Raw genomic sequence first — 23,998 nt, forward strand, 5'->3', positions numbered from 1 at the left:
GCCACTTGGGAGCGGCTACCACGATTGCGGCGAGCCCATCACGCTCCGAGACCTGCGCGTGGTGTCAGCACCTGGGCGACCGGAGCAGATGACGAGCCGACCGCCCTGACACCGCCCCAATGGGCGGCGTGGGGAGATCGTCCAGTGCTACCTGGAGCGCTGCTCCTGCCAGGGGAGGATCATGTCGATCAGTCCGCAGCTCGGCCACGAGCACCGCATGGAGATTCCGGCTGGCGTGACCCGCTACCGCGACTGCGGCAGCGGCCTGCGCCCGTGTTCGTTCACGGCGTCGGCGTCAACGGCGCGAGCTGTCGATACGAAGTACACATTCGCGGCCCCGGCCGGCCTCACCAGCTTCGACTAACCCGCACTGTGCTGTGGGCCGACAACGACAAGATGATCTTCCGTTGCGAGCACGGACGACAGCTGCCAAAACTGTTGCCGCAAGGCCGATTCGAGCTGATCACGGGAAGTCGCACAGTCATCCCCGAAGACCAGCCCGACCGCCTGATCACCGCGATCACCGTGTTTCTTACCGCGCACCCAGCGGGAACTGAGTGACGGATGAGGCCGCCAAGTCAGCCGTAATCACACGGGCCACACGAGTAACCTCCGCCGACCATGAGGTGATTTACGAATGCGATATCGCGGGCGATATCGCATTCAAGAGTTGCTCATCGGTCGGTCGCGCGCACCCTGCGTACCAGCTTGAGCCAACCCGGCCTTCGGCTTGCAACCGAATCCCATGAAATGCGCCCATCGAATTTGCCTGGAAAGCCGGCGCATAAGGCGTTCATGCCAGACGCGTGATGCCTGGATAGCCGTCAAAGCCGCGGTCGAAGCTCATGAGGCGCGTAATGTCATGGCGTGCCATGACGGCAACGTGCAGCGCATCCCGCGCGGACAAGCTCTGGTAGCGCAACACGGAGTCCCGGGCTTGCTCGACGTCGGTGCGTCCTATCGGCAGCACGTCGTCGACCACGCCGAGGATGGCATCGAACGCCGGCTGGATCGCCTCGCGTCTATCGATGGCCACGTAGCGATGGCAGATCTCCTGTAGCACCTCCGCGTCAGTGACGAGGCGTTCTCCGGCGGACAGGGCCGTCTCCAGCAGACGCTGCGCATCAAACTTGTGGGGGTGGGCGGCACCCACCAGATACATCGGGATGTTGGAGTCGATCAGGATCACCGCGCGGTTCCCGGCAACGCCTCGCGTCCGCGGTCGATCTCCTCGAGCATCTGCTCGATGTCGGCGGTGGGAAACTCGTGGCGTGCGGCCGCGCGGATAGCACGCAGTTTGGTGTCCAGGTCGCCGCCAGGTTCGCGCTCACGTGCCTCGCGCAGGGTGCGACGAACCCACTCCGAGACCGTCGTGCGGTGGCGGCGGGCGATCTCTTGGAGCTGTTCCCATTCGTCTGCGTCAAGGAGGACCTGCAGGCGTTTACTCATGCGATGAGTATAAATGTCGCATTAGAGTCTCAACCGGTCGCGGCAGACAAGAGCCCGTCGCAGGGCGCCGGTCACCCACCGCCCCGGTGACGCCCGGGGTGACTGGCCCTGCGTGGATGACCGGTCGCCTCAGTACCGGCTGCTATCAGCCAGAACTTGGTGGGGCGGGCGGGGCTCGAACCCGCGACCAACGGATTATGAGTCCGCGGCTCTAACCAACTGAGCTACCGCCCCGTGCGCCCCTGACCGGGAATTTCCCGCTGCAGGCTTTTCGTCTCTCGCAGACATGATGCCCAACTCATCATCAAACACGAGCGTAGGCAGCGAGGCCATGGCCGATGATGCACGGCCGACCTTGCTTCGCACGACGATGAGATTAGCGCTTTCCGGCATGCGAGCCCACGCGAACCCATACCCCGCCGACCCGGGCCGCCGCCAGCGTGGCGAGACGGCCGTGGAGTATTACGGCTGCATATACTCGGGGCCTTCAGCGGCATCGGCCGCGGCGATCAATGCCCTCGCCAGCCTGCGAGCGCGTTGGGACGTGATCGGCCAATCGGGGCACAACCCGCCAACCGCGACCCTGGACACGACCCGACCGTCCGCGCACTGCATGCCGTGGATGCTCACGGTGATGTCGTGGCCCTCGCTCGCGCTCTCGACGGTCCATTCCCTGCCGTCGAATACCCGTGCCCCGCCGTCGCGCCCAGTGATCCGCGTCGTGCCGGCAGGAACCTCAACATCAGGATGACCGCTCATGGTCGTAGCTCTCTTGGGATGTCGTTGGTCGCGGCCCCAACGGTACGCCCACGTGACGAGCGCCCACAAGCGAACATTGCTGTGCTACACCATAATCCGTACATGTACAGCGGGCATACGGCACTTAGCGAGAGCGTGAACACCCATGGGCTTGCCCGCGGCCGTTAACCGACCGGCTTGGCCTTCGGTCCCCGCAATGCCGTCGATGTGCGGCGGCCGCGCAAGCTACGACAGCAGCTTTCGCCGCCGTCGTCCAGTCGCGATCACGCGAGTACTGGCCTCGGTTATAGCATCTTGGCTATTGCGTGCAGGGTGCAACCGCTCTCTGGCCAACCGCTGCACGGGGTTCGTGGTTAGCGCCGTTAAGACTCACTGAGGCAACAGAATTCGATGGGCACTGGGGTGTCGCCGAAGGGAGAACCATGGCCGGTGTCATGGTGCCGGGGCTGACGACGGCGCAAGCCGCCGAGCGGCGTGCGCGGGGTGGCGCCAACAGGCTGCCCGCGTCGAGGCGGCCCTCGGTCGCCCGCCGCCTGCTCGGTGAGCTGACGCACTTCTTCGCCCTGCTGCTCTGGGTGGCCGCGGCGCTGGCCTTCTTCGCGAAGCTTCCCCAACTCAGTGTCGCGATCATCGCGGTGATCGTGCTGAATGGGGTCTTCGCCATGATCCAGCAAGCCCGGGCCGACCGGGCCGCCGATCGGCTCCAGGAGATGCTGCCGACGCGCATCACCGTGTGGCGCGACGGAGGTCGGCGGGTGATCGAGGCCGAGGATGTGGTGGTCGACGACATCCTCCTCCTCGAAAGCGGCGACCGGGTGCCGGCCGACGCGGTGGTGCTCACCGAGAACCGGTTGCTCGTCGACTCGTCCATGCTCACCGGTGAGAGCGAGGCCGGCGCCGTGGCCGAGGGCGAAGCGCTCTTCGCGGGCACCTTTGTCGTCGAGGGCGACGCGTGCGCCCGGGTCACCGCGATCGGCGAACGGACGCGCGTGGCCGGGATCGCGCGCCTGACGACGTCGACGACCAAACCCGACACCCCACTGACCCGCGGACTGCGCGGCGTCGTGCGCGTCACCGCGACGATCGCGGTCAGCGTCGGCGCGCTGTTCCTGCTCCTTTCCGTGCTCGTGGGCAACCCGATCCAGCAGGCCTTCGTGTTCGCGATCGGCGTCACCGTCGCGCTGGTCCCGGAGGCCCTGCTCCCCACGGTGACGCTGTCCCTCGCGTGGGGTTCGGAGCAGATGGCAAAACGGCAGATCCTGGTCCGCAACCTCGAGGCCGTCGAGACGCTCGGGTCCACGACGTTCATCTGCACCGACAAGACGGGCACGCTGACCCGCAACCAGATGACAGTGGTCGAGGCCTGGACGCCCGCCGGTTCTCTGGCCATCGAAGGCGCCGGTTACGGGCCGACGGCCAGGCTGGCGTGGTCCACCCCCGACGCGGAGGACCCGGTGCGGGAGCTCGCCCTGGCCGGGGAACAATGCTCTACCGGGTACGCCGAAGAGGTGGGTGGGCAGTGGCGTGCCCACGGGGACCCCATGGAGGCGGCCCTCGACACCCTCGCCCGGCGAGTCGGCATCGATACGGTCGAGGACCGTCGCACCGGTTCCGCCGAGTTGCGGTTCCCCTTCGACCCCCGGTTGCGTCGCATGGCCGTGGTGCTGGCCGACAAGATCGTGGTGAAAGGGGCACCCGACATCATGCTGGGGCTCTGTGGCGCCGGCCCCGAGGCCCACCGGGCGATGGAAGCCCTGACAGCCCGCGGGCTGCGGGTGCTCGCAATCGCGGCGGGCCCGAGGAACGGTCGCACGCCCCGGAATCAGGAAGAGTGCGCCGAAGGACTGCGGCTGCTTGGCTTGGTTGCGTTGGAGGATCCTCCGCGTGACGATGTCCCGGCGTCGCTGAAGGCCTGCCGCAGGGCTGGAGTGAAGGTGGCGATGGTGACCGGCGACCATCCGGCCACGGCCACCGCGATCGCTGACGAGGTGGGCCTACGCTCCCCCGGCTCACCCGTGCTATCCGGCAGTGATCTGCCCCAGGACGAGCAGCATCTCGCCGCTTTGCTCGACCGCGACGGCGCGGTGATCGCGCGGGTGTCCCCCGAAGACAAGCTCCGCATCGCCCGCGCGATTCGCTCGAGGGGCCACGTCGTCGCAATGACGGGTGACGGCGTCAACGACGCGCCGGCGCTGCATGAGGCCAACATCGGTGTGGCCATGGGCCTGTCGGGGACCGACGTCGCCCGCGAGGCGGCCGACCTGGTGTTGCTCGACGACTCCTTTGCCGGCATCGTCGCCGGCGTCGAGCAGGGTCGCGCGACCTTCGTCAACATCCGGCGGTTCCTGACCTACCACCTGACCGACAACGTCGCCGAGCTCGCACCGTTCCTCGTCTGGGCGCTCTCGGGCGGCCTGTTCCCTCTTGCCCTTGGCGTCCTGCAAATCATCGCGCTGGACATCGGCACCGACACGCTGTCCGCGGTCGCCCTCGGCGCGGAGCCGCCCGCGCAGCACCTTCTCGAGGGACCGCCGGTTCATGGCCGGCTGATGAATCGCACGGTGTTGCGCCGGGCGTTCGGGATGCTGGGCCCACTCGAGGCCGTCCTCAGCCTCGTTGCTTTCGTGGTGTCCCTCGTGGCACTTGGCTGGCGTCCCGCGCATCCGTTTCCCACCGGGCACGACCTGGCGGCCGCATCCGGCGCGGCCTTCATGACCGTCGTCTTCGCCCAGACGGCGAACGTCTTCGCCTGCCGGTCCTCCTCGCGCTGGCCCGGCGCGCTGGGCTGGCTCACCAATCGGCTCTTGGTGCCGGCGGCGCTGATCGGGCTGGCCATCTCACTGGTCGAACTGTGGGTGCCACCCGTCGCGAGGCTGCTTGGCCAGTGGAATCCGCCCCTGTGGGGATGGTTAGTCGCGCTCGCCGCGATGCCGATCCTGCTCGCCGTCGATGCCCTGGACAAGCACCTGCGGGGGCGTCGCCAGGCGAGGGCGATCTGCCACGGCACCGCCCGCTCCGCCGTCAGCTGAACACCGTCTTACCGTCGGCGCCAATGAGATACCGCTCGGTGCCGTGCTCAACCCGCGGCGCGTCAGCCCCCAACGACAGTTCGATGACTTCGGCCTCGGAGAACCGAGTGCGCACCTCGGCGACGTCATTGGCGACGAGGTGCGCAGGGCTCCAAATTAACGCATCCGTATACCGCGGGGCGGCTTTTGCGCGATCGTCGGACAGCGCCGAGCTCTCGAAGCGTTCGATGTGCCGGAGCCCCGGCGTCGGCGGAGTGCTCTCGCGCGCCGACCTGCAGAGATGTCTTCTCGCGCCGAACCGCTGCCGGCATTCCTTACACGCTAGATCGCCTGGCTGACCGACGACATGTGGAAGTCCGGTATCCGCAGCGACGGCATCGACGTCCGGGTCACCCAGTCTCCCCATTCCCGCGGCAGGGTCTTCTCGCTGACGCCGGCCTCCGTGGCCCGTCGCAGTAGGTCCAGCGGGCTCTCGTTGAACCGGAAGTTGTTGACCGCCGCGGTCACCTCGCCGTCTTCGATGAGGTACACACCGTCACGGGTCAGCCCGGTGAGCAGCATCGTCGTGGGGTCGACCTCGCGGATGTACCACAGCGTGGTCAGCAGCAGGCCGCGCTCGGTGCCGGCGATCATGTCGGCAAGCTCGTTCGACCCGCCGGTCATCACCAGGTTGTCGGCGGCGACGGCGACCGGCGCGTCGAACTTCGCGGCCGCGGCGCGCGGGTAAGCCAGCGCGTTGATCACGCCGTTGCGGATCCAATCCACCTGGCCGATCTCCATCCCGTTGTCGAACACCGACACCGTCTCCGAGGAGTTGCTCACCGCGACGAACGGCGCACACGCCAGGCCCGGCGCCCACGGATCGGAGAACAGCGTCAGCGGCAAGTCGGTGAGCCGCTCGCCCACCCGGGTGCCACCGCCGGGCGCCGAGAAGGCGGTCCGGCCCTCCTGGGCGCCCCGTCCCGCCATCGACCACCAGAGGTGGATCATCATGTCGGCCACCGTGGACGGAGGCATGATCGTCTCGTACCGTCCCGCGGGCAGCTCCACCGTTCGCTCTGCCCATCCCAATCGCCACGACAGCTCCTTGAGCAGCGAATCGATTGGCACGTCTACGAAATCGGGCGTGCCGACACCCACCCATGCGCTCGCGTCGCCGCGTTTGCCGTTGATCTCGACCGCACCGGCGGGCTGGGTGTAACGTCGGCGCAGCCCAGTCGACGACGCCAGGAAGGTCGTCGAGACACTGTGGTGCGCAAAGCCATACAGCCGGTCGCCGCCACGGAATCCCCGACTCAACGGACCGGCGATGCCGGCGAAAACCTCGGCCCCGGTGCCCGGCACCGGCGCGTCCCAATCGACCGGCTCCCCCGCATCGGCAAGCAGTGGCGCGGCGTCACCGGCCTCCGGCGCCGAGCGTGCCGCTTCCTGGGACGCCGCCACCAGCCCCGGGATCACCGACGGGTCCACTTCGGCGGATACCACAGTGCCGACGAAAGCGCTTTCACCTTGGCGCACAAATGAAATCACGGTCATGCTGCGGCTCACAGCGACCCCGTTGGTGGTCATCGAGTTGCCCGCCCAGCGCAACGATGCCTCCATCCGGTCGGTTACCAGCACCACGGTGTCGTCGGCCCCGCCTGCTTTCGCCGCTTCCTCCAGGACGATGTTGATGGCGTGCTGTGGCGTGATCATCGGCCGCCCTCGGTACGGGTGTTGAGCACGTTGACGCCCCGGAACAACGCCGACGGACAGCCGTGGCTGACGGCGGCCACCTGGCCGGGCTGGGCCTTGCCGCAGTTCATCGCGCCGCCCAGCCGCCAGGTCGACGGGCCGCCCACAGCTTCCATGGAATTCCAGAAGTCGGTGGTTGTGGCCTGGTACGCGACATCGCGCAACTGTCCGTACAGGCGGCCGTCCCGGATGCGGAAGAATCGCTGGCCGGTGAACTGAAAGTTGTAGCGCTGCATGTCGATCGACCATGACTTGTCGCCGACGACGTAGATGCCGTCGTCGACACGGGCGATCAGGTCCGCGGTGCCGAGGTCGTCGGTGCCCGGTTGCAGCGATACGTTGGCCATCCGCTGGATCGGGACATGGTGTGGCGAGTCGGCATATGAGCACCCGTTGGAGCGCGGCTCGCCCAGCCGATGGGCGAACACCCGGTCGAGTTGATAGCCGACGAACACCCCGTCACGCACCAGATCCCAGCTTTGCGCGGCCACGCCTTCGTCGTCGTAACCGACGGTGGCCAAGCCGAATTCGACGGTGCGGTCCGCGGTCACGTTCATCACCGGCGAGCCGTACCGCATCGTGCCGAGTTTGTCGGGGGTGGCGAACGAGGTTCCGGCGTAGGCGGCCTCGTAGCCGATAGCACGATCGTATTCGGTTGCGTGGCCTATAGATTCGTGAATGGTCAGCCACAGGTTGGTAGGGTCGATCACCAGATCCGTGGGCCCGGGCATCACGCTGGGCGCCTTGACCTTCTCGGCGAGCAAGGACGGCATCTCGGCTAGTTCATCGGTCCAGTTCCACACCTCGTCGCCGGCGACGGCTTCCCAGCCGCGGGCGGTCGGCGGCGCCAGTGTGCGCATCGAATCGAAACTGCCCGCTTCGGCGTCGACGGTCACCGCCTCGATGGACGGCATCACCCGCACCCGCTGCTGGGTGATCGACGAGCCGAAGGTGTCGGCGTAGAACGTCTGCTCCTTGACGGCCGTGAGTCCGGCCGACACGTGGTCGATGCCGTCGGCGCCCAGCAAGCGCCCGGAGTACTCCTGAAGCACCGCGATTTTGTCCGCTACCGGCATGCCGAACGGGTCGATCTGGTAGTTCGACACCCAGGTGGCGTCGGCGTACACCGGCTCGGGCGCCAGTTTGACGCGCTCGGTGTTCAGCGCCGCCAGTATGGTCGCCACCTGGACCGCGCGGCGAGCGGTGGCGGCCGCGACGTGCGCCGCCAGCTCGGCGTGGGAGGCGAATCCCCAGGTACCCGCGACGATCACCCGCACTGCCAACCCCACTTCGCGGTTGATGACCGCGGTCTCCAGCTCGCCGTCGCGCAGCTGGATGACCTCGGTGCTGATGCGGTGAACCCGCAGGTCGGCGTAGCTGGCACCGGCCGCGATAGCCGCCGATAACGCGGCATCGGCCAATTGGTGGCGCGGCAGGTCCAGGAAGTCGGCATCGATCCCCTGGTTGGGTGTCACGGCTACACCGTAACGACCGGCTTTAATACATCCATGAGCGACGCGCCACGCCGAACCAGCGCGCTGGCGTACGCGCTGCTGGCCCCCAGCCTGTTCGGCGTGGTCGCCTTCCTGTTGCTGCCGATCCTGGTCGTCGTCTGGCTAAGCCTGTACCGGTGGGACCTGCTGGGACCGCTGCGCTACGTCGGTCTGGCCAACTGGCGATCGGTGCTGGTCGACTCCGACTTCGGCGACTCGTTGGTGGTCACGGCCATCTTCGTCGCGATCGTGGTCCCGGCGCAGACGGTGCTCGGACTGCTGGCCGCGGTGCTGCTGGCGCGGCGGCTGCCGGGCACCAGCTTCTTCCGCACGCTCTACGTGCTGCCGTGGATCTGCGCCCCCCTGGCGATCGCGGTGATGTGGCGCTGGATCCTGGCGCCCACCGACGGCGCGGTCAGCGCCGTGCTGGGGCGCCGGATCGAATGGCTCACCAATCCCGACCTTGCCCTGCCGATGGTTGCGGCCGTCGTGGTCTGGACCAATGTCGGTTATGTCTCCTTGTCCTTCCTGGCTGGCCTGCTGGCGATCCCCGACGACATTCACGCGGCCGCGCGCACCGACGGCGCCAATGCCTGGCAGCGGTTCTGGCGCATCACCCTGCCCATGCTGCGGCCGACGACATTCTTCATCCTTGTCACCGGAATCGTCAGCGCCGCACAGATTTTCGATATCGTCTACGCACTGACCGGCGGCGGGCCCCAGCGCAGGACCGACCTGGTGGCCCACCGCATCTATGCCGAGGCGTTCGGTTCGGCCGCCATCGGACGGGCATCGGTGATGGCGGTGGTGTTGTTCGTCATCCTCGTCGCCGCCACCTTCGTTCAGCATCAGTACTTCCGCCGACGGATTAGCTATGACCTCACGTAGCTTGTCCAACACGGTGATCTACGCCGGCTTGCTGGTAGGCGCGGTAATCACGTTGCTGCCGTTTGCACTCGGTTTGTTGACATCGTTTACCTCCGCACATCAGTTTGCGACGGGTACGCCGCTGCAGCTGCCGCGCCCACCGACGTTGTCCAATTACACCGACCTGGCCGGCGCCGGCTTCGGCCGGTCGGCGGCGGTGACCGCGCTGATGACGGCGGTGATTCTGCTGGGCCAGCTGACCTTTTCGGTGCTGGCCGCTTATGCGTTCGCGCGGTTGCGGTTTCCCGGACGAGACGTGTTGTTCTGGGTCTACATCGCGACGTTGATGGTGCCGGCGACCGTCACCGTCATACCGCTGTATCTGATGATGGCCCAGCTAGGTCTGCGCAACACGTTCTGGGCATTGGTGCTCCCGTTCATGTTCGGTTCCCCGTATGCGATATTCCTGCTACGCGAACACTTTCGCCTCATTCCGAACGACTTGATCAACGCCGCGCGCCTCGACGGCGCCAACACGCTCGACGTGCTCGTGCATGTGATAATTCCGTCCAGCCGACCGGTCTTGGCCGCGATCACGCTGGTCACCGTGGTCTCGCAATGGAACAACTTCATGTGGCCGTTGGTGATCACCAGCGGTCGCAAGTGGCGGGTGCTGACGGTCGCGACGGCCGACCTGCAGTCCCGGTTCAACGCCCAGTGGACGCTGGTGATGGCGGCGACCACGGTCGCGATCGTCCCGCTGATGGCACTTTTCGTGGCTGCTCAGCGGCATATCGTCGCGTCGATCGTCGTCTCAGGGATCAAATGACACCGCGCTTCTCATCGCTGGTCGCCGGGGCTCTCGTGCTGGTCGCGGTGCTGTTGGGTGCGACGGCGGTGTTCATGGGCCGGGCGGGCGAACCCGGTGGCGGCAAGATCGTTGTGACCGTGCGGCTCTGGGCGGAACCAATCGCGGCGGCGTATCGGCAATCGTTCGAGGCCTTCACCCGAACGCATCCGGGCATCGAGGTGCACACCGATCTGGTGTCCTATTCCACGTACTTCGACACCCTGCGGACCGACGTCGCCGGCGGAAGCGCCGACGACATCTTCTGGCTATCCAATGCCTATCTCGCCGCCTATGCCGACAGCGGCCGGCTGATGCGCATCGATAGGGACAGCGCCTCGGACTGGGAGCCTGCCGTCGTCGAGCAGTTCACCCGCTCCGGTGTGCTGTGGGGCGTGCCGCAGCTGACCGACGCTGGCATCGCGTTGTTCTACAACGCGGATCTGCTGGCGGCGGCCGGTGTGGATCCTGCCCAGCTGGACAGCCTGCGGTGGAGTCCCGGCGGTGACGACACGTTGCGCCCCCTGCTGGCCAGGCTCACCATCGACGCCGACGGACATTTAGCGGGCACAAAGGATTTCGAACCCAGACGGGTGCGCCAGTGGGGCTACAACGCGGGCAACGATCCTCAGGGCATCTACCTCAACTACATCGGCTCCGCCGGCGGCATATTCCAGCGCGACGACGAGTTCGCATTCGATAACCCTGCCGCGATCGAAGCCTTCCGCTATCTCGTCGCCCTGATCAACGACGATCATGTGGCGCCGCCCGCGTCCGACACCAATGACAACGGGGATTTCTCCCGCAACCAATTTCTGGCCGGCAAGATGGCCCTCTTCCAGTCCGGCACCTACAGTCTTGCGCCGGTGGCCCGTGACGCCGGCTTCCGCTGGGGTGTGGCGATGATGCCGGCCGGCCCCAAGGGCCGGGTGAGCGTGACCAATGGTATTGCGGCGGCCGGTAATTCGGCGTCCAAACATCCGGATGCGGTGCGTCGGGTATTGGCGTGGATGGGCAGCAGGACGGGCAACGCATACCTGGGCCGTACCGGGGCGGCAATTCCCGCGGTGCTATCCGCTCAGTCTGTTTACTTCGCCTTTTGGGCCGCCAAGGGCGTCGACGTCACACCCTTCTTCTCGGTGCTGGACGGCCCGCGCATTCCGGCTCCGGGTGGCAGCGGCTTCGCCGCGGGGAACCAGGCCCTGCAACCGTATTTCGACGAAATGTTCCTCGGGCGCGGCGATGTCGCGGCAACCCTGAGACAGGCCCAGGCCGCGGCCAACGCCGCCGCCGACCGCTAGCCGGGCAGCACCAGCACCGGTATCGGGCTGTGGCGGATGATCTTGGTGGCCCGGGATCCGAGGAATACTCTGCGAATTTCGCCGCCGGGTGATGTGCCCAACGCCAGGATCTCGCCGTCATCCCACTCCGCCGCGTGCAGTGCCTCCTCCCAGCTGTTTCCGGTAACCACCTGCAGCACCACGTTTTCGCCGACGATGCCCTCGGTCTTCAAATTTTCCAGGATTTCTCGCGCTTGCGTCGCCCATGCATCCAGAATCGAATCCTCGGCATCCAGCCCCACCTCGGGTGGATACATCGTCCGGCCGCGAACCGCGAAGGTGATCACCCGAACCGGTAACTGGACTTCCTCGGCGAAGTCGATGCATCGCCGCAGCACGCCAATCGACTCCGCGGTGGCCGCGTAGGCACACGTGAGCCGGGTAAAGCTGCCCGTGTGGGCACGGTATCCGCTGGGGCTGATCGCCACCGGCACGGGCGACGAGTGCAACAGCCGGCCGGCGGTCGAGCCGATCACCACTCCCCCGCGACCGGGTAGTGCCCCCAGCCCCGGCAGAGCGCCGGGCAGCGACCCCAGCACCAGCACCTCGGCGTCGGTTTCCTCGACGACCTCGATCAGCCCACCGGAAACCGATCGGTGCGCACGGTGCTGGTAAGTGACGTCGACGCCGTCGGCCAATTCGCGCAGGTAGCGTCGGGCCTCCGTCGCCGAATCCGCGGCCAGCTGATCCGCCCAGTGCTGGTACTCGGCCAACGGCGGTGTCAGCCACGGCTTTCCGACGATGGTCGCCACGGTTAGCGAGGTGCGCAGCGTCCGCGCCGCGCGCACCGCCAGCTGCAATCCCGACAGCCCGATCTTGCCGGCGCGGTACCCGACGACCACGGTCACGGGTTCTCCTTGGGCGGATGGTTGAGCGGCCCGTTGAGCGCGCTGTGATGGCGACCCCATAACAGGTAGAAGACCAGCGCCACCGCAACCCATCCACCGAACGCGATCCAGGTGTACCAATGCAGGCTGGCGAGGATGTACCCGCAGGCCAGCATCGAAAGGACAGGCGTGACAGGGTAACCGGGCACCCTGAACGCGCGCGGCAGTTCGGGTTCGCGCACCCGCAGGACGATCACCCCGGCGGATACCACGATGAACGCGGTGAGTGTGCCGATGGACACCATGTCCGCCAGATTGTCGAGCGGTACGAAGGCGGCCAAGGTCGACGCGGCGATCGCGACGATCACCGTGTTGGTCACCGGGGTCATCGTGAGCGGGTTCACCGCGGCGAACCGCGCCGGCAGCAGCCCGTCGCGGCCCATCGCGAACAGGATGCGGGTCTGGCCATACATGGTGACCAGCGTGACGGTGAAGATGGAGATCACCGCGCCGGCGGCCAGGATGGTGCTGGCCCACCGGCCGTGCGTGACGTTGTCGAGGATCGTGGCCAGTCCGGCCTCCTCCTGCGCGGCGAAGTCCTGCCACGGCTGGGTGCCGAGTGCGGCCAGCGCCACGAGGACGTACACGCCGGTGACGATCACCAGCGCCGCGACTATTGCGCGGGGCATGGTCTGCTGCGGGTTGCGCACCTCGTCGCCGGCGGTCGACACCGCGTCAAGGCCGATGAACGAGAAGAAGATGGTCCCGGCCGCCGACCCGATACCGGCGACGCCGAAGGGGGCGAAGTCCTTGAGGTGGTCGGCATCGTAGGCGCTGAGCGCGATGATCACGAACATCGCCAGCACGCCGAGCTTGATCAGCACCATGATCGCGTTGACCGTCGCCGATTCGCTGGCACCCCGGATCAGCAGCAGGGCGCACATCGCGATCAGGATGACCGCCGGCAGGTTTACATATCCCGGATGCGAGTCCCAGGGCGCGGCCGACACCGCCTGCGGCACGTGAAGCCCGAACAGGTTCTCCAGCAGCTTGTTGACGTAGCCGCTCCAGCCCACCGCCACCGCGGCTGTGGCCACCCCGTACTCCAACAGCAGGCATGCTGCCACACCCATCGCGACCGCTTCACCCAGCGTGGTGAACGCGTACGAGTACGCCGAACCCGAAACGGGCACGGCGGACGCCAATTCGGCGTAGCAGATAGCCGCGAAGCCGGCCGCGAGGCCGGCGACGATGAACGACACGATCACGCCGGGCCCGGCTTCCGGCACCGCCTGCGACAGCACGAAGAAGATGCCGGTGCCGATGGTCGAGCCGACCCCGAACATCGTCAGCTGGAATGCGCCGAAACTTCGCTTGAGGTGCCCTGCGGCCCCGCACGCGACGGGCGCGCCGCTCACCGGGCGGCGCCGCAACATCTGCTCTCTCAGGCTGATCGATGTAGCCGGCAATTGCGCCTCCCTGTTGCGGGGCCACGCTGATTATGAGCCCGCCTCCTGCAATTGCGGCGGCGAACTGCCGATCCGTGTCGGTGGTGACTGGCGGGGTGTCGAAGACCGTCACGAGTACACCTCCAGCGTGCAGCACTTGACGGCACCGCCACCCTTGAGCAGCTCGGACAGATCGACGCCGATCGGCTCGAAGCCCGCGCTACGCAGCTGGGCGGCGAAACCCGTTGCGGCAGCGGGAATCACAACGTGCAGCCCGTCGGAGACGGCGTTGAGCCCGAATGCGTATGCATCGGCGGTACCGACCACGATCGCGTCGGGAAACAGCGCATGTAACTGTTCCCGCGCTGCCTTGCTGAATGCGGGAGGGTAGAACGCAATCGTTTGGTCGTCCAGAACCGCCAACGCGGTGTCGAGGTGGTAGAAGCGAGGGTCCACCAGCTCGAGGGAGATCACCGGCATCCGCAGCGCCGCGGCGATTTCGTCATGCGCGCGCCGGTCGGTGCGAAAGCCGAAGCCCGCCAATACCTTTTCGCCGATCATCAGCAAGTCGCCCTGCCCCTCGTTGACGTGGCGGGTATGCACGGGCCGATATCCAACCGAGGACATCCACCCGGCGTAGGCCTTCGATTCCCCGGCCCGTTCGGCGAACCGGAATCTCGCAACAATGGCAATGTCGTTCGCGATGAAACCTCCGTTGGCCGCGTAGACCATGTCCGGCAGCCCGGGGACCGGCTCTACCGAATCCACGTGGTGGCCCAGCCGAAGGTAGGTTTCACGCAGACGCTCCCACTGCGCTTGCGCGACGTCGACGTCGACCGGCGTGCTGACGTCCATCCACGGGTTGATCGCATACTCGACGTCGTAAAACGCCGGCGGGGTCATCGCGTACCGCCGCGCACGCGACGTCCGGATGGGGACTGTCGACCGAGGGCACGGCGCGTCGACACAGTAGTCCGTCATGGATCAACGATATTTGTCCGATTGGCGCAATTGAGCGACGATCATTGCGTATTTGCCAGTGATATATTGCGTATGATTTGCCGATGCAGCGATTTATTGCATGAGATACGAGGGCGGCGATGGACCGGCTGGACGACACCGACGAGCGCATCCTCGCCGAGCTGGCCGAGCACGCGCGGGCCACCTACGCCGAGCTCGGCCAGAAGGTGAGTTTGTCCGCGCCGGCGGTGAAGCGCCGCGTCGACCGGATGCTCGGCAACGGTGTGATCAAAGGCTTCACCACCGTCGTCGACCGCAACGCGCTTGGCTGGAATACCGAGGCGTATGTGCAGGTGTTCTGTCACGGCAGGATCGCCCCCGACGAGCTGAGGGCGGCGTGGGTGGGCATCCCCGAGGTCTTGAGCGCGGCGACGGTGACCGGCACGCCGGACGCGATCCTGCACGTGCTCGCCCGCGACATGCAACACCTGGAGACGGCCCTCGAGCGCATCCGGTCAAGCGCCGACATCGAACGCAGCGAGAGCATTGTCGTGCTGTCGAACCTCATCGACCGGATGCGGTCCAACTGACCCTCGACCCGAAGGCCGCAACCCCATCCGCCACAAGGGCCTTCAGACCATCAATGCCAGCGCAGCGCCATCAACCCGCGCTTCAAACGCGCGACTTTTCAGGTCGAAGTAGCTACGTCGTCTTCGGTCCGGCGAAGTCGAGCCAGCCACCGCGTTGTCCCTCGAAATTGAGTCCGGTTGACCAGACCTCGTCCCGCATTTCCGCGAAATCCAACCCCAGATCGGCCTTGGCGGCGCACCTTTCGGCTAAGTCGGCGCTCATCGGCGACGGCAGGAACATGTTTGTCGACGCCGCGGCGAATCCAAGCTCTTCAGCAAAACCGAATTCGCATGCCCGACTAAAGACGTCGTCGCCGAAATCGGGTCCCCGTGCGTTCAGCACGCGATCAAAGTCGCAGAACTTGATGAGATTAACGTGGTGATTCAGCTGCCGGTGCTCGTGCTCGTGCGCCTCCCGATAGATATGCAGCCCCATCTGAAGGCCCAAGTCGCACCAGTTGACCACTCTGATTTGGTCCCTGGTTTCTGAGGCGTCGATCAACGGATCGGCAGGGATCCAATCCTCCGTCTTCGAACTGGCGCCAATCCGAAAGCGGACTTGTGCGATCAGATAGTCGATCACGCCGTCTTCGGTGCGGATGAAGTTCGGCAAACCTCGCCCCTGCAGCAGATGCCGCCGCAGTTCACCCGGCCGTTGCGGATAGAGCGTTTGCTCCGCGTGGTTGTAGGCGCCGTACCTGAACCCACACTCTGCGAACACCTTCTCCAGCAACCGGGTCTGTCCTGGGCGGGCAAGGAAGTCGACGTCATATGTCTTGCGTTCGTATTTGGTGTAAGCAGTGCCGAACATGGCGATCCCGCCCTTGGCGACAACCAAGTCGCACTCATGCGCCGCTGCGGCCGCACATAAATCCACGGCCGCGGACGCATAGAGCTCGCTACGAATTTCGTTGACCTTCGTAAGCTGTTTCCAGTGATTGAGGAGCAGCAGCGGAAGGTTGCCGTCGGCCATGGCGATGTCTAGCGCGCCGACTTCACGCAGGCGGGCATACACCAGAAACGCAACCTTGTGCCACAGCGACGAAATGAAAATGGCATTCCAATCGCAGCGCATCCGCACAAGATCGAGGATGTCGTGATCATGTTCACGATCACGACTGATGCACCGCAGAATCAGAGCACGTTCGCGTTCGCCAAGCCGCCACCCGTTTGTGCGTGATTCGGACACAGCCGTAGCCTACCCAGAACGATTGAACCCACAGGCACGGCCGCGACCCGTCTCGTGCCGACGCTGTTGCCTGGGCGCCGTCCAATGAACCGGGCGGCGGGTTCTTGGTTTTGCTCGAGACTTGGTGAGCGAAACACGAATCGGCGATGCCCGAGAAGTGCTCCCGGGGCTGTCCCGGGGCCGAATATCCGTTTCTGCGTTGCGTGATTCAGGGGAAAACAGCCCAACATCCAGGCCATTATTGCCTGCCAAAGACAGCGATTAGCTGGTTAACTGTCAGCAATCTGCCAGCTAATTGGCTGGTAGCCTGTCGACAACATCCGCGAGGAGAATGGGTATGACACGGCCCCGATTTAAACAGGCGCGGCGGGTCCTATGAGTGGTCCGGGCAGTCGTCACCGGCTCGGGACGAACATGTTCGTGCGAGAACTGGGGATGAGGTTCGCTGCCTGTCCGGCCGATTTGCTTTCCGAAACGCAGGGGCTACTCAACACGTTGGATTGGCAACTGGCCCGCGGCTGGCACACAATACGAGGCGGCGCCGGCGACGAGCACACAGCCCAGGCGCAGCGGCACGACGAAGTAATCGAGCTGCGTCTGGTGGACATCACGGCCGCGGATCGGCTGCGGCAACATCCCATGTTCGCGGGCATGGCAGCAACATCCGCTTTCCTCTACACACCGACGATGGACTTGTCACCATCCGCTGCGGAATTTGCCGCGCGATGGTGCGCATTCAGTCCCGTGGAACTCGCACGCATCGAATCGATGACTCCCACGACAGTTCCAGGCCCGCGCTGGGCCTCGACCAACGCTCTCGTGGCGATACGAGAGCATCCGCTTATCGAAAAACTGGCAGTCGTACAGGCCGTGCTTCGCGTCACCAACGACGTCTGGTTTATTCCCAAGCCGGACAGCACGAAATATCGAGCGCGGACGCTAGCGACCATGAGCGCTCTCGGTGTTCGCGTCATGACTGACATGACCACCCTGGAGGTCGCCCAACACCTTGCCGCCGAATCAGATTCGCGCCACCTGGTCGTCGTCGACGACGGTGGCGCCCTCATTGCGGCCGTCGCCGCCCATGAGGCGCTTGCCGCGCGAGCTACCTGCATCGAGACAACAGCCCGCGGGCGCAGCTTGCTCCGCGAAGCCGGCCTCAACAACCAGTTCATCGACCTCTCCGGAACCGCGACGAAACTCGATCTCAGCAAGGCGATCGCGGTGAGCTGCCTGCGTGAATTTCTCCACCACTCTTGCCATCGCCCACTCACCGACGCACTTGCCCATGTTGTCGGCTTCGGTGCGATCGGCCGCGAACTGGCTCTGCTATTGCGGGCAATAGGGCTGACCGTGACCATCTCGGACATCAGCCCGCGACGGCGCAGTTTGGCAGCGAGCGACGGGTTCCGGGTGTTCGACCGGGTTGACACGGCCCTTGCCGCCCGCGTGCACCACTATCTGATCGGCTGTTCTGGACACCAAACCGTGGACCTGCGCATCGGTGCCCTTCTTGCCGACGGCGCGATGGTTTGCGCTGCATCCTCGCAAGACCTGGCCAAAATCGTCGCCGAAGCGCGCAACGCAGGCATTGCTCGCAGCATCGCAGGGACAGGACTGGAGGTGCGGATTCCGTCGGGCCCGTCGCTCATCGTCCTTGCCGAAGGCAACGCGATAAACCTCTTTCACGCCGAAGGCGTCCCAGATCCAGACTTCCGCTGCTTCGAGAACGAGGTGGTCTCCAACATCTTCGCGGCGATCCAGGCAAAGCCGGCGACCACGACCAACCCGGCCGTCCCCGCTGCAGCGACGGACAGCTAACTGCCGGATGCGCAGCCCCTTCGAAAACCAAAGTCCGACAGATGCTTTTGCGTCTTCGTGGGTCACTCGCGAAACGGCGGCAGCCGCCGTGGCGGCCGCCGAATCGATGCTGCGCCTTGGCGAGGTGGAGGTGCTGGATCCCGCGCCGCACGCATGGGGCTCCCGGCGACTGTGGCGCGTGCAATCGAACACCAGGCGGCTCGTCGCGAAGTTCTGGAGCGGCCGCCAAGTCCGCCGGCTTCGCGCCGAGGCGATGCTAGCCGCGAGCGCGGCGAGCGAAGCCTCACCGATCGTCGCCCCGGCCGCAGCGATCGGGTGGGGTGAAGGCCCACCGAAGACACTGCTGCACTCACGATCTCATTACCTGGAAAACGACCCAGATGTTTGGCGGGCATGCACGCATGCCGCGTCGTTTTATCGGCTGCTCGGAGGAGCCCATGCCAGCGGCGCCGACGCACACGCCCTCGGTCGAGCACTGGCCCAACTACACCAGGTATTCCGTCACACGACGTTGCCAGTTGGCCCACGTTGGCCGGCCCTGTGCCAAGCAAGCCTGCCAAACCCTCAACCAGGTGCCCCGATCATCGTTGCGCAACAACGGATCCGGCAGCGGGCCAAGGAGTTGGCGGCAATGCCCACGACGGTGGTGCATGGCGACGCCAGGTATGACAACGCAATCCGGGTCGATCGCGGCGTCATCGTGTTGATCGATCTGGAGTTCTGTCGTCGCGACTCATCGCTATTCGACCTCGCCTCCCTGGTAGCCCCGACGCGGACGACCGATGGCAACTTCCAGATGGCTACTGCGGCCGAATTAGCGCAAGCCACACAGGGATACGAGTCGATCGCCGGCGACCTCAGTCGAGCTTGTTGGGCATTGTTGCCCACCGTCGTCCTGGCGCATTACGCAATCGTGGCGATGGACTTGCGCACGCGCCCAACGGAGAACCTGCACGTACTACAGCTCGTTTCCGACCTGCTTGAGCAAATCGACGATCTGATCGCCGATGTACGGCGGTTGGTAGTGTGACGATGCGGAGGTGGCTATGACCGAGCAGGAGGCTCGCCAACTTCTCGAACGCGGGCTTACCAGCCTGCTGGGCAAAGCCATAACAATTACCACGGATCGTGCCGAAACGGTACGGCTGACTGAGCTGGGCGCCGCTTCCGTTCGTCTGTTGTTCGAATTGGCTGCCAGGCTCGAATCATTAGGCGGATTCGTCTTCGATGATTATGACGTCACCGCCGAAAACTTCGCCACCGTCGAGAGTCTGGTAGCCACCCTCTGTCACTACGAGTTGGACACGGCGCCCTAGCGATATGCTCGACTTGCTGACCGACTTCCACGTCCTGGACGGCGTTGTGCTGATAACCGGCAGGCCCTCCGCGGGAAAGACGACGCTGGCCCGTGCCCTTGCCGACTGTGTGGGGGCGAAGCATGTGAGCGTCGGCGACCAGATACGGTGGCTGCGCACGTCGGACGTGTGGACCGACGTTGATGCGGAAGCGTACGACGGGCACCGGCCGTTTCCCATCTCGACACTCACCAGAGCGCTGAGCCGTGGGATCGGGCGGACACCATGGCGAACACTAGTGCTCGACGGTTCCGTCGGACTCCGCGAAGCTGTCGTCGACGTCACCGGCCGCTCGCCCGTCGTTGAACTGCAACTCACGGTCGACGACACAACTGCCATGAATCGGCTTGCAGCACGAGCAATCTCCGGTCAACGTCAGTGCGAGACGCTCGCAGTCATCCAGCGGCGCGCGACCATATGGCGCGATTACAGCGACAGGTCCTGCCCGCCCTGGCCCGTCAGACCGCTCGATGCCAACGCAAGCGCAGCCGACCTGCTTGGCCGCGCGCTGAGGGAATTGGTCGTCCGCGGTACCGCCGACGCGTCCAAACAGCTCGCCCGCGTTGACCCGGTCGCCGGGCAAACACTGGGGCGCCAACTCATCGACCTGGCCGATCGCGCGCGGTCAACCGCTCAACCGTACGCCGCCGAACTCAAACCGAATACCGCCGACCGCACCGGCATCCTGCTGATCAAGCCCGGATTGGGCCAGTGTGCCGCGACATTCGAACGATTCGCCGACTGGATCGGGCGCGCCGGCTACCACGTCTCGGCAGCGACCGCATGGCCGCTGACGGCACCCGACGTTGTTCGACGAATTGCCGCGCACCACGGTGCTCACTATGTGAATTGCCGATGGGGCGACCGAGTGGTGGCACACATTGCCGGCGATCCACGCCCGGTCGTCGGATACCTGCAGACAAGACCACCTCCTGCGGAATGGTTGTCGGACATGACGATACGGACACGGGTAAAACAGGGACAGAGCCTCTGGGTTGACGTCGATGGCGAGCGCGCGGTGGTCAACTCGCATGTGCCCGGTGTCATTGCCGGGTGGTTCTCAGAGCGGAACGACGTCGTGCTCGCGCTTGCGGTTGACGGGCCGACGTTGGCAATGCACGAGGATCGGTCAGCGACCCTGGGGGTCCCCGACCCTGGCCAGGCATTGCCGCGGAGCCTTCGAGGCAGCGCCTATGCAGGTCAGATACCGTTCGGCCGCCGGCCAACCCTGCAGAACAACGGATTCCACGCGTCGGACTCACCGACGGCCGCCGAACTGGAAATGCGAGTGTGGTTCGCCGACCACTCGCCTAAGCGTGCATGATCGTCTCGATCGCCACCGCGGCACCGCTGGCCATGACGGTGATGGCGAGCGCAACCCAGTCCGCCAACTTCGGTCGCGCCGGATTCGCCGACAACTGCCCGGTGCCGCCGCGGGCGGTGATCGCGTCACCCATCTCGTCGGCGCGACGCAGCGTCACCGTCATGGCCGCGGCGAGCAGGTCGATCAATTCCCGTGCGTGCCGCTGGCGCCGAGCCTTGCGGCTCGGCGGTACCCGCTTGGGTCGTAGCCGGCGAGCGGCGTAGAGCACCTGGAACTCGTCGATCAACATCGGGAAGGCCCGCAGCGCGAGCGCCAAGGCGACCGCCCACTCGTCGACCGGGATCCGCAATATTCGCAACGGCCGTCCCAAAGTGGCTACGGCGGGCCCGATTTCGGCCACATTGGTGGTCCAGGACACCATCGCCCCGAGAGCAAGCAGCACGACCGACAGCGCGGTGATGCGCAAGAAATTCAACGTCCCGCCCAGCCCAAGCTCGACCCCGCCCACCGAGATCGACGGACTGCCACCGGCCAGCGCGACTGTCAAACCGCCGATTGCGAGGACGACCCACAGCCAGCGCGGCACCGACGGCAGCGCGCCGCGCGGAATGTGTGCGATCCAGGCCGCGGCTAGCACCAGGGCCGCCATCAGCCCGATCGCGACCCATCCCGGATAGAACGTCAGCAGCACCGAGACACCGAAAACGACCACCAGCTTGGTGCCGGCCCACAAGTCGTGGATGGCCGACGTGCCGGGTACCGGAATCAGCAGGACAACCGGACGTCCGGGGCGGCGGGTCTCGCCGGGGGTCGGGACGGAAGTGGAAGTCATTACCTACCCCGCCACCTTCGGCACCGATTCCAGCACACCGTCGCGCAGATGCAGCGTGCGCGGGCAAAGTTCCTCCATGCCGACGAAGTCATGCGAAATGACGACCACCGTCAGATCCCGCTCCCGGCGCAAGTCCTCCAGCAGCCGCACCAGACCGCGCTGGCTGGCGGCGTCCAAACCCGCCAGCGGCTCGTCGAGAATCAACGCCCGCGGCGAACACGCGAGCAGTCCGGCCAGCACGACGCGGCGCATCTGACCACCACTGAGCTGGTCGATGCGCCGCTTGCCCAGCGCCGGATCCAGCCCGACCACGGCCAGCGCAGCGGCCACGCGGTCTTCATCGCGGTGCGAAAACCCCGCTGCCGAGGCCACTTCCAGGTCGACGCGGCTGCGCATCAACTGCAGGCGGGCCGCCTGAAAGGACAACGCCACCGCACCGACCTGCTCATGGGTGGGCCGGCCGTCAAGCAGGCACAAGCCGGTCGTGGGAATCGTCAGTCCGGCCATGATCCACGCCAGCGTCGACTTGCCCGACCCGTTTCCGCCATGGATCAGCACCCCGTCACCCTGCTCCACCACGAAGCTGATGTCGCGCAGTGCGGTCTTGGCCCACGGGGTGCCGCTGCCGTATTCGTGGCCGACGCCCACGATTTCGAGCACCGGTTGGCGCCCAACGTGATCCACCGCAGCCGCCGGCACCGGCGCCGCAACGGTCTCGACCATCTCCGTGTTGTCGGGCGAATCGGTGAGTTTGATCGTGCGGTCCGCGGAAGCGGCCTCGTTGTTGTAATGCGTGATGTGCACCAGGGCGGTCCGGTGGCGTTTGGTCAAACCGGACAGCACGCCGAGCAGGGCATCCCGGCCCTGTTGATCGACCATCGTGGTGACCTCGTCGGCGATGAGCATCGCCGGCTCCCGGGCCAGCGCCGCCGCGAGCGCGAGGCGCTGCAGTTCGCCGCCGGAGAGGCTTCCGGTGTCGCGTTCGGCGAGGGCCTCGAGACCGACCTCGCCCAGCAACCGGCCAACATCGATCTTCATACCTGGCGGCAGCCCCCACACCACGTCGTCGGCGACCCGGGTGCCCAGGACCTGACTTTCCGGGTGCTGCAAGACAACCGCCGTGCCGCCCAGCTTGCCCAGGCCCACCGCGCCCGGGCGATCAACCGTGCCCGACGTCGGTTCCCGACCGGCCAGGACCAGCATCAACGTGGTTTTCCCGGACCCGTTGGCGCCGGTGATCGCTACGTGTTCGCCGACCGAGACGTCCAGGCTGACCTCGCGCAGCGCGTCCTGGCCGGCACGGGGGTAGCGGAAGCGCACCTTGTCCAACCGCACCGGAACCGGCGCGATCGGAACGTCCCTGCCCGCGTCGCCGGCTGGAGCGTCCAGCTTGTGCACATCGGGTATGCCGCGCATCCGTTCCAACAGGCGAGACAACGCCCAAAAGCCGATCAACGACACGATCAGGATCCCGAGGGTGAAATAGCCGATCATCACCCACGGCCAGTAGTGCAGTCCATCGGCAAAATATCGCTTCAAGTCCGCACCGAACCCCTGCATATGCATACGAGTCAGGGTGGCCGCGACGCCCTCGACATTTGCGGTCATCACAGTGAAAATCAGGTGCCGCAGTCGGGCCAACAGGGCCAACAGGGCCACCATCAACGCACCGAACGCGAGCCCGGCGATCAGGGACGAGACGATCACCGTCGGTGTGCCCCGGCCCTTGCGCTTGACGATTCCGGTCAGCCCGCCAATGTAGGCGCTGTGGACGACCCCCATGAAGCCGCCCAGCCCGGCGATCAGGAAGGCGATCACCCCAGCGGCAACCGCCGCGGCGATCAGCGCACGGACGCGGTAACGGTAGGCGAGCAAGCCCGTCGGCACCGTGCCCAGTAGCGCCAGTCCCGCAGCGAAGGGGACGACGACGGCGATGATCGCGGTCACCGCACACAGCGCGGCCATGACCGAGGCCTGCGCCAGCTCACTCGGCGGCAGCGGCCCACCCCGGTGAGGCAAGCGGAGGGGGCCAGGCACGGTCACTTTACCGATTCTGCCAGGCACGGGCCCTGAGGCGCGGCAGCACACCGTGCCG

The 23,998-nt window shown here is 65.9% G+C and carries 22 protein-coding genes, 1 tRNA gene and 1 pseudogene; 11 read left to right on the forward strand and 13 right to left on the reverse strand.

Going from position 1 to position 23,998, the window contains the following annotated elements; all coding sequences use genetic code 11:
• The first annotated feature begins 181 nt into the window (after window positions 1-181).
• Together G6N24_RS11560 and G6N24_RS24515 are read left to right on the forward strand one after the other, a co-directional pair.
• A complete protein-coding gene (locus G6N24_RS11560) occupies window positions 182-364 on the forward strand; it encodes a hypothetical protein (protein WP_085161501.1) in 183 nt (60 codons plus the stop codon).
• An 8-nt stretch (window positions 365-372) separates the two neighbouring features.
• Window positions 373-561: an alpha/beta fold hydrolase gene (locus tag G6N24_RS24515; RefSeq protein WP_085161503.1), complete on the forward strand. Its 189-nt coding sequence runs from the start codon at window positions 373-375 to the stop codon at window positions 559-561.
• A 232-nt stretch (window positions 562-793) separates the two neighbouring features.
• Here the strand turns inward: G6N24_RS24515 and G6N24_RS11565 are convergent, their stop codons facing one another.
• The 4 genes from G6N24_RS11565 to G6N24_RS11580 form a co-directional block, all read right to left on the reverse strand.
• Complete coding sequence (locus G6N24_RS11565; RefSeq protein WP_085161505.1) at window positions 794-1,189, reverse strand: type II toxin-antitoxin system VapC family toxin; 396 nt, start codon at window positions 1,187-1,189, stop codon at window positions 794-796.
• On the reverse strand, window positions 1,186-1,449 hold the full coding sequence (locus G6N24_RS11570; protein WP_085161507.1) for an antitoxin: 264 nt from the start codon (window positions 1,447-1,449) through the stop codon (window positions 1,186-1,188). Before G6N24_RS11570 ends, G6N24_RS11565 begins: the two co-directional genes overlap by 4 nt.
• A 157-nt stretch (window positions 1,450-1,606) precedes the next feature.
• A tRNA-Ile gene (locus G6N24_RS11575) sits at window positions 1,607-1,683 on the reverse strand.
• 228 nt (window positions 1,684-1,911) lie between these two features.
• Window positions 1,912-2,208 carry a hypothetical protein gene (locus G6N24_RS11580; RefSeq protein ID WP_085161509.1) on the reverse strand — a complete coding sequence of 99 codons (297 nt, stop codon included), beginning with the start codon at window positions 2,206-2,208 and terminating at the stop codon, window positions 1,912-1,914.
• Between the two features lie 422 nt (window positions 2,209-2,630).
• Between G6N24_RS11580 and G6N24_RS11585 the strand changes: the two genes are divergently transcribed.
• Window positions 2,631-5,237, forward strand: coding sequence for a cation-translocating P-type ATPase (locus G6N24_RS11585; RefSeq protein WP_085161511.1), 2,607 nt, complete (start codon window positions 2,631-2,633; stop codon window positions 5,235-5,237).
• Here G6N24_RS11585 and G6N24_RS11590 read toward each other — a convergent pair.
• From G6N24_RS11590 to G6N24_RS11600, 3 genes and pseudogenes are all read right to left on the reverse strand, one after another.
• Window positions 5,230-5,532: pseudogene (locus G6N24_RS11590) on the reverse strand (carboxymuconolactone decarboxylase family protein); the annotation flags it as partial. The gene G6N24_RS11585 and the pseudogene G6N24_RS11590 overlap by 8 nt on opposite strands.
• A 26-nt stretch (window positions 5,533-5,558) precedes the next feature.
• Window positions 5,559-6,932, reverse strand: a complete 1,374-nt coding sequence (locus G6N24_RS11595; protein ID WP_085161513.1) for a TldD/PmbA family protein — start codon at window positions 6,930-6,932, stop codon at window positions 5,559-5,561.
• Window positions 6,929-8,446: a TldD/PmbA family protein gene (locus G6N24_RS11600; RefSeq protein ID WP_085161515.1), complete on the reverse strand. Its 1,518-nt coding sequence runs from the start codon at window positions 8,444-8,446 to the stop codon at window positions 6,929-6,931. The genes G6N24_RS11595 and G6N24_RS11600 overlap by 4 nt, the downstream gene beginning before the upstream one ends.
• A gap of 33 nt (window positions 8,447-8,479) precedes the next feature.
• On the opposite strand from G6N24_RS11600, the gene G6N24_RS11605 reads away from it, so the two are divergent.
• The 3 genes from G6N24_RS11605 to G6N24_RS11615 are packed head-to-tail and all read left to right on the forward strand — an operon-like array spanning window position 8,480 to window position 11,479.
• A complete protein-coding gene (locus G6N24_RS11605; RefSeq protein ID WP_085161517.1) occupies window positions 8,480-9,352 on the forward strand; it encodes a carbohydrate ABC transporter permease in 873 nt (290 codons plus the stop codon).
• Window positions 9,339-10,160 (forward strand): carbohydrate ABC transporter permease, encoded by an 822-nt coding sequence (locus G6N24_RS11610; protein ID WP_085161519.1) that lies wholly within the window; start codon window positions 9,339-9,341, stop codon window positions 10,158-10,160. The genes G6N24_RS11605 and G6N24_RS11610 overlap by 14 nt, the downstream gene beginning before the upstream one ends.
• Complete coding sequence (locus tag G6N24_RS11615) at window positions 10,157-11,479, forward strand: ABC transporter substrate-binding protein (RefSeq protein WP_085161521.1); 1,323 nt, start codon at window positions 10,157-10,159, stop codon at window positions 11,477-11,479. Before G6N24_RS11610 ends, G6N24_RS11615 begins: the two co-directional genes overlap by 4 nt.
• On the opposite strand, the gene G6N24_RS11620 is transcribed toward G6N24_RS11615, so the two are convergent.
• From G6N24_RS11620 to ddaH, 3 genes are all read right to left on the reverse strand, one after another.
• Window positions 11,476-12,366: a universal stress protein gene (locus tag G6N24_RS11620; protein ID WP_085161523.1), complete on the reverse strand. Its 891-nt coding sequence runs from the start codon at window positions 12,364-12,366 to the stop codon at window positions 11,476-11,478. The genes G6N24_RS11615 and G6N24_RS11620 overlap by 4 nt on opposite strands.
• Window positions 12,363-13,814 (reverse strand): amino acid permease, encoded by a 1,452-nt coding sequence (locus G6N24_RS11625; protein ID WP_085161525.1) that lies wholly within the window; start codon window positions 13,812-13,814, stop codon window positions 12,363-12,365. Before G6N24_RS11625 ends, G6N24_RS11620 begins: the two co-directional genes overlap by 4 nt.
• A gap of 108 nt (window positions 13,815-13,922) precedes the next feature.
• Window positions 13,923-14,774, reverse strand: a complete 852-nt coding sequence (gene ddaH / locus G6N24_RS11630; RefSeq protein WP_085161528.1) for a dimethylargininase — start codon at window positions 14,772-14,774, stop codon at window positions 13,923-13,925.
• Window positions 14,775-14,893: 119 nt separating this feature from the next.
• On the opposite strand from ddaH, the gene G6N24_RS11635 reads away from it, so the two are divergent.
• Window positions 14,894-15,343, forward strand: a complete 450-nt coding sequence (locus G6N24_RS11635) for an Lrp/AsnC family transcriptional regulator (RefSeq protein ID WP_085161530.1) — start codon at window positions 14,894-14,896, stop codon at window positions 15,341-15,343.
• Between the two features lie 112 nt (window positions 15,344-15,455).
• On the opposite strand, the gene G6N24_RS11640 is transcribed toward G6N24_RS11635, so the two are convergent.
• The gene (locus tag G6N24_RS11640; RefSeq protein ID WP_085161532.1) at window positions 15,456-16,571 is read right to left on the reverse strand and encodes a nucleotidyltransferase family protein; all 1,116 of its coding nucleotides are present in this window, start codon (window positions 16,569-16,571) and stop codon (window positions 15,456-15,458) included.
• Between the two features lie 435 nt (window positions 16,572-17,006).
• On the opposite strand from G6N24_RS11640, the gene G6N24_RS11645 reads away from it, so the two are divergent.
• The 4 genes from G6N24_RS11645 (at window position 17,007) to G6N24_RS11660 (ending at window position 21,071) form a co-directional block, all read left to right on the forward strand.
• The gene (locus tag G6N24_RS11645) at window positions 17,007-18,392 is read left to right on the forward strand and encodes a Rossmann-fold NAD(P)-binding domain-containing protein (protein ID WP_163745491.1); all 1,386 of its coding nucleotides are present in this window, start codon (window positions 17,007-17,009) and stop codon (window positions 18,390-18,392) included.
• Between the two features lie 88 nt (window positions 18,393-18,480).
• The gene (locus G6N24_RS11650) at window positions 18,481-19,422 is read left to right on the forward strand and encodes a phosphotransferase enzyme family protein (RefSeq protein WP_163745492.1); all 942 of its coding nucleotides are present in this window, start codon (window positions 18,481-18,483) and stop codon (window positions 19,420-19,422) included.
• Window positions 19,423-19,438: 16 nt separating this feature from the next.
• A complete protein-coding gene (locus tag G6N24_RS11655; protein ID WP_085161538.1) occupies window positions 19,439-19,708 on the forward strand; it encodes a hypothetical protein in 270 nt (89 codons plus the stop codon).
• A gap of 4 nt (window positions 19,709-19,712) precedes the next feature.
• Window positions 19,713-21,071, forward strand: coding sequence for a nucleoside-diphosphate kinase (locus G6N24_RS11660; RefSeq protein WP_085161541.1), 1,359 nt, complete (start codon window positions 19,713-19,715; stop codon window positions 21,069-21,071).
• Here G6N24_RS11660 and G6N24_RS24520 read toward each other — a convergent pair.
• Together G6N24_RS24520 and G6N24_RS11665 are read right to left on the reverse strand one after the other, a co-directional pair.
• Window positions 21,058-21,903, reverse strand: coding sequence for an energy-coupling factor transporter transmembrane component T family protein (locus tag G6N24_RS24520; protein WP_232070762.1), 846 nt, complete (start codon window positions 21,901-21,903; stop codon window positions 21,058-21,060). The two genes, G6N24_RS11660 and G6N24_RS24520, sit on opposite strands and share 14 nt — an antisense overlap.
• Before the next feature lie 3 nt (window positions 21,904-21,906).
• Window positions 21,907-23,946, reverse strand: a complete 2,040-nt coding sequence (locus tag G6N24_RS11665; protein ID WP_372514525.1) for an ABC transporter ATP-binding protein — start codon at window positions 23,944-23,946, stop codon at window positions 21,907-21,909.
• Window positions 23,947-23,998: the final 52 nt, after the last annotated feature.

Origin of the sequence: Mycobacterium lacus (genome assembly GCF_010731535.1) — a bacterium.
Taxonomy (GTDB): Bacteria; Actinomycetota; Actinomycetes; order Mycobacteriales; family Mycobacteriaceae; genus Mycobacterium; species Mycobacterium lacus.

Coding starts and splice junctions, on each gene's coding strand:
- G6N24_RS11560 (WP_085161501.1), top strand. CDS start 182: ATGTCGATCAGTCCGCAGCTCGGCCACGAGCACCGCATGGAGATTCCG.
- G6N24_RS11570 (WP_085161507.1), bottom strand. CDS start 1,449: ATGAGTAAACGCCTGCAGGTCCTCCTTGACGCAGACGAATGGGAACAG.
- G6N24_RS11580 (WP_085161509.1), bottom strand. CDS start 2,208: ATGAGCGGTCATCCTGATGTTGAGGTTCCTGCCGGCACGACGCGGATC.
- G6N24_RS11585 (WP_085161511.1), top strand. CDS start 2,631: ATGGCCGGTGTCATGGTGCCGGGGCTGACGACGGCGCAAGCCGCCGAG.
- G6N24_RS11595 (WP_085161513.1), bottom strand. CDS start 6,932: ATGATCACGCCACAGCACGCCATCAACATCGTCCTGGAGGAAGCGGCG.
- G6N24_RS11605 (WP_085161517.1), top strand. CDS start 8,480: ATGAGCGACGCGCCACGCCGAACCAGCGCGCTGGCGTACGCGCTGCTG.
- G6N24_RS11610 (WP_085161519.1), top strand. CDS start 9,339: ATGACCTCACGTAGCTTGTCCAACACGGTGATCTACGCCGGCTTGCTG.
- G6N24_RS11615 (WP_085161521.1), top strand. CDS start 10,157: ATGACACCGCGCTTCTCATCGCTGGTCGCCGGGGCTCTCGTGCTGGTC.
- ddaH (WP_085161528.1), bottom strand. CDS start 14,774: ATGACGGACTACTGTGTCGACGCGCCGTGCCCTCGGTCGACAGTCCCC.
- G6N24_RS11635 (WP_085161530.1), top strand. CDS start 14,894: ATGGACCGGCTGGACGACACCGACGAGCGCATCCTCGCCGAGCTGGCC.
- G6N24_RS11645 (WP_163745491.1), top strand. CDS start 17,007: ATGAGGTTCGCTGCCTGTCCGGCCGATTTGCTTTCCGAAACGCAGGGG.
- G6N24_RS11655 (WP_085161538.1), top strand. CDS start 19,439: ATGACCGAGCAGGAGGCTCGCCAACTTCTCGAACGCGGGCTTACCAGC.
- G6N24_RS11660 (WP_085161541.1), top strand. CDS start 19,713: ATGCTCGACTTGCTGACCGACTTCCACGTCCTGGACGGCGTTGTGCTG.
- G6N24_RS24520 (WP_232070762.1), bottom strand. CDS start 21,903: ATGACTTCCACTTCCGTCCCGACCCCCGGCGAGACCCGCCGCCCCGGA.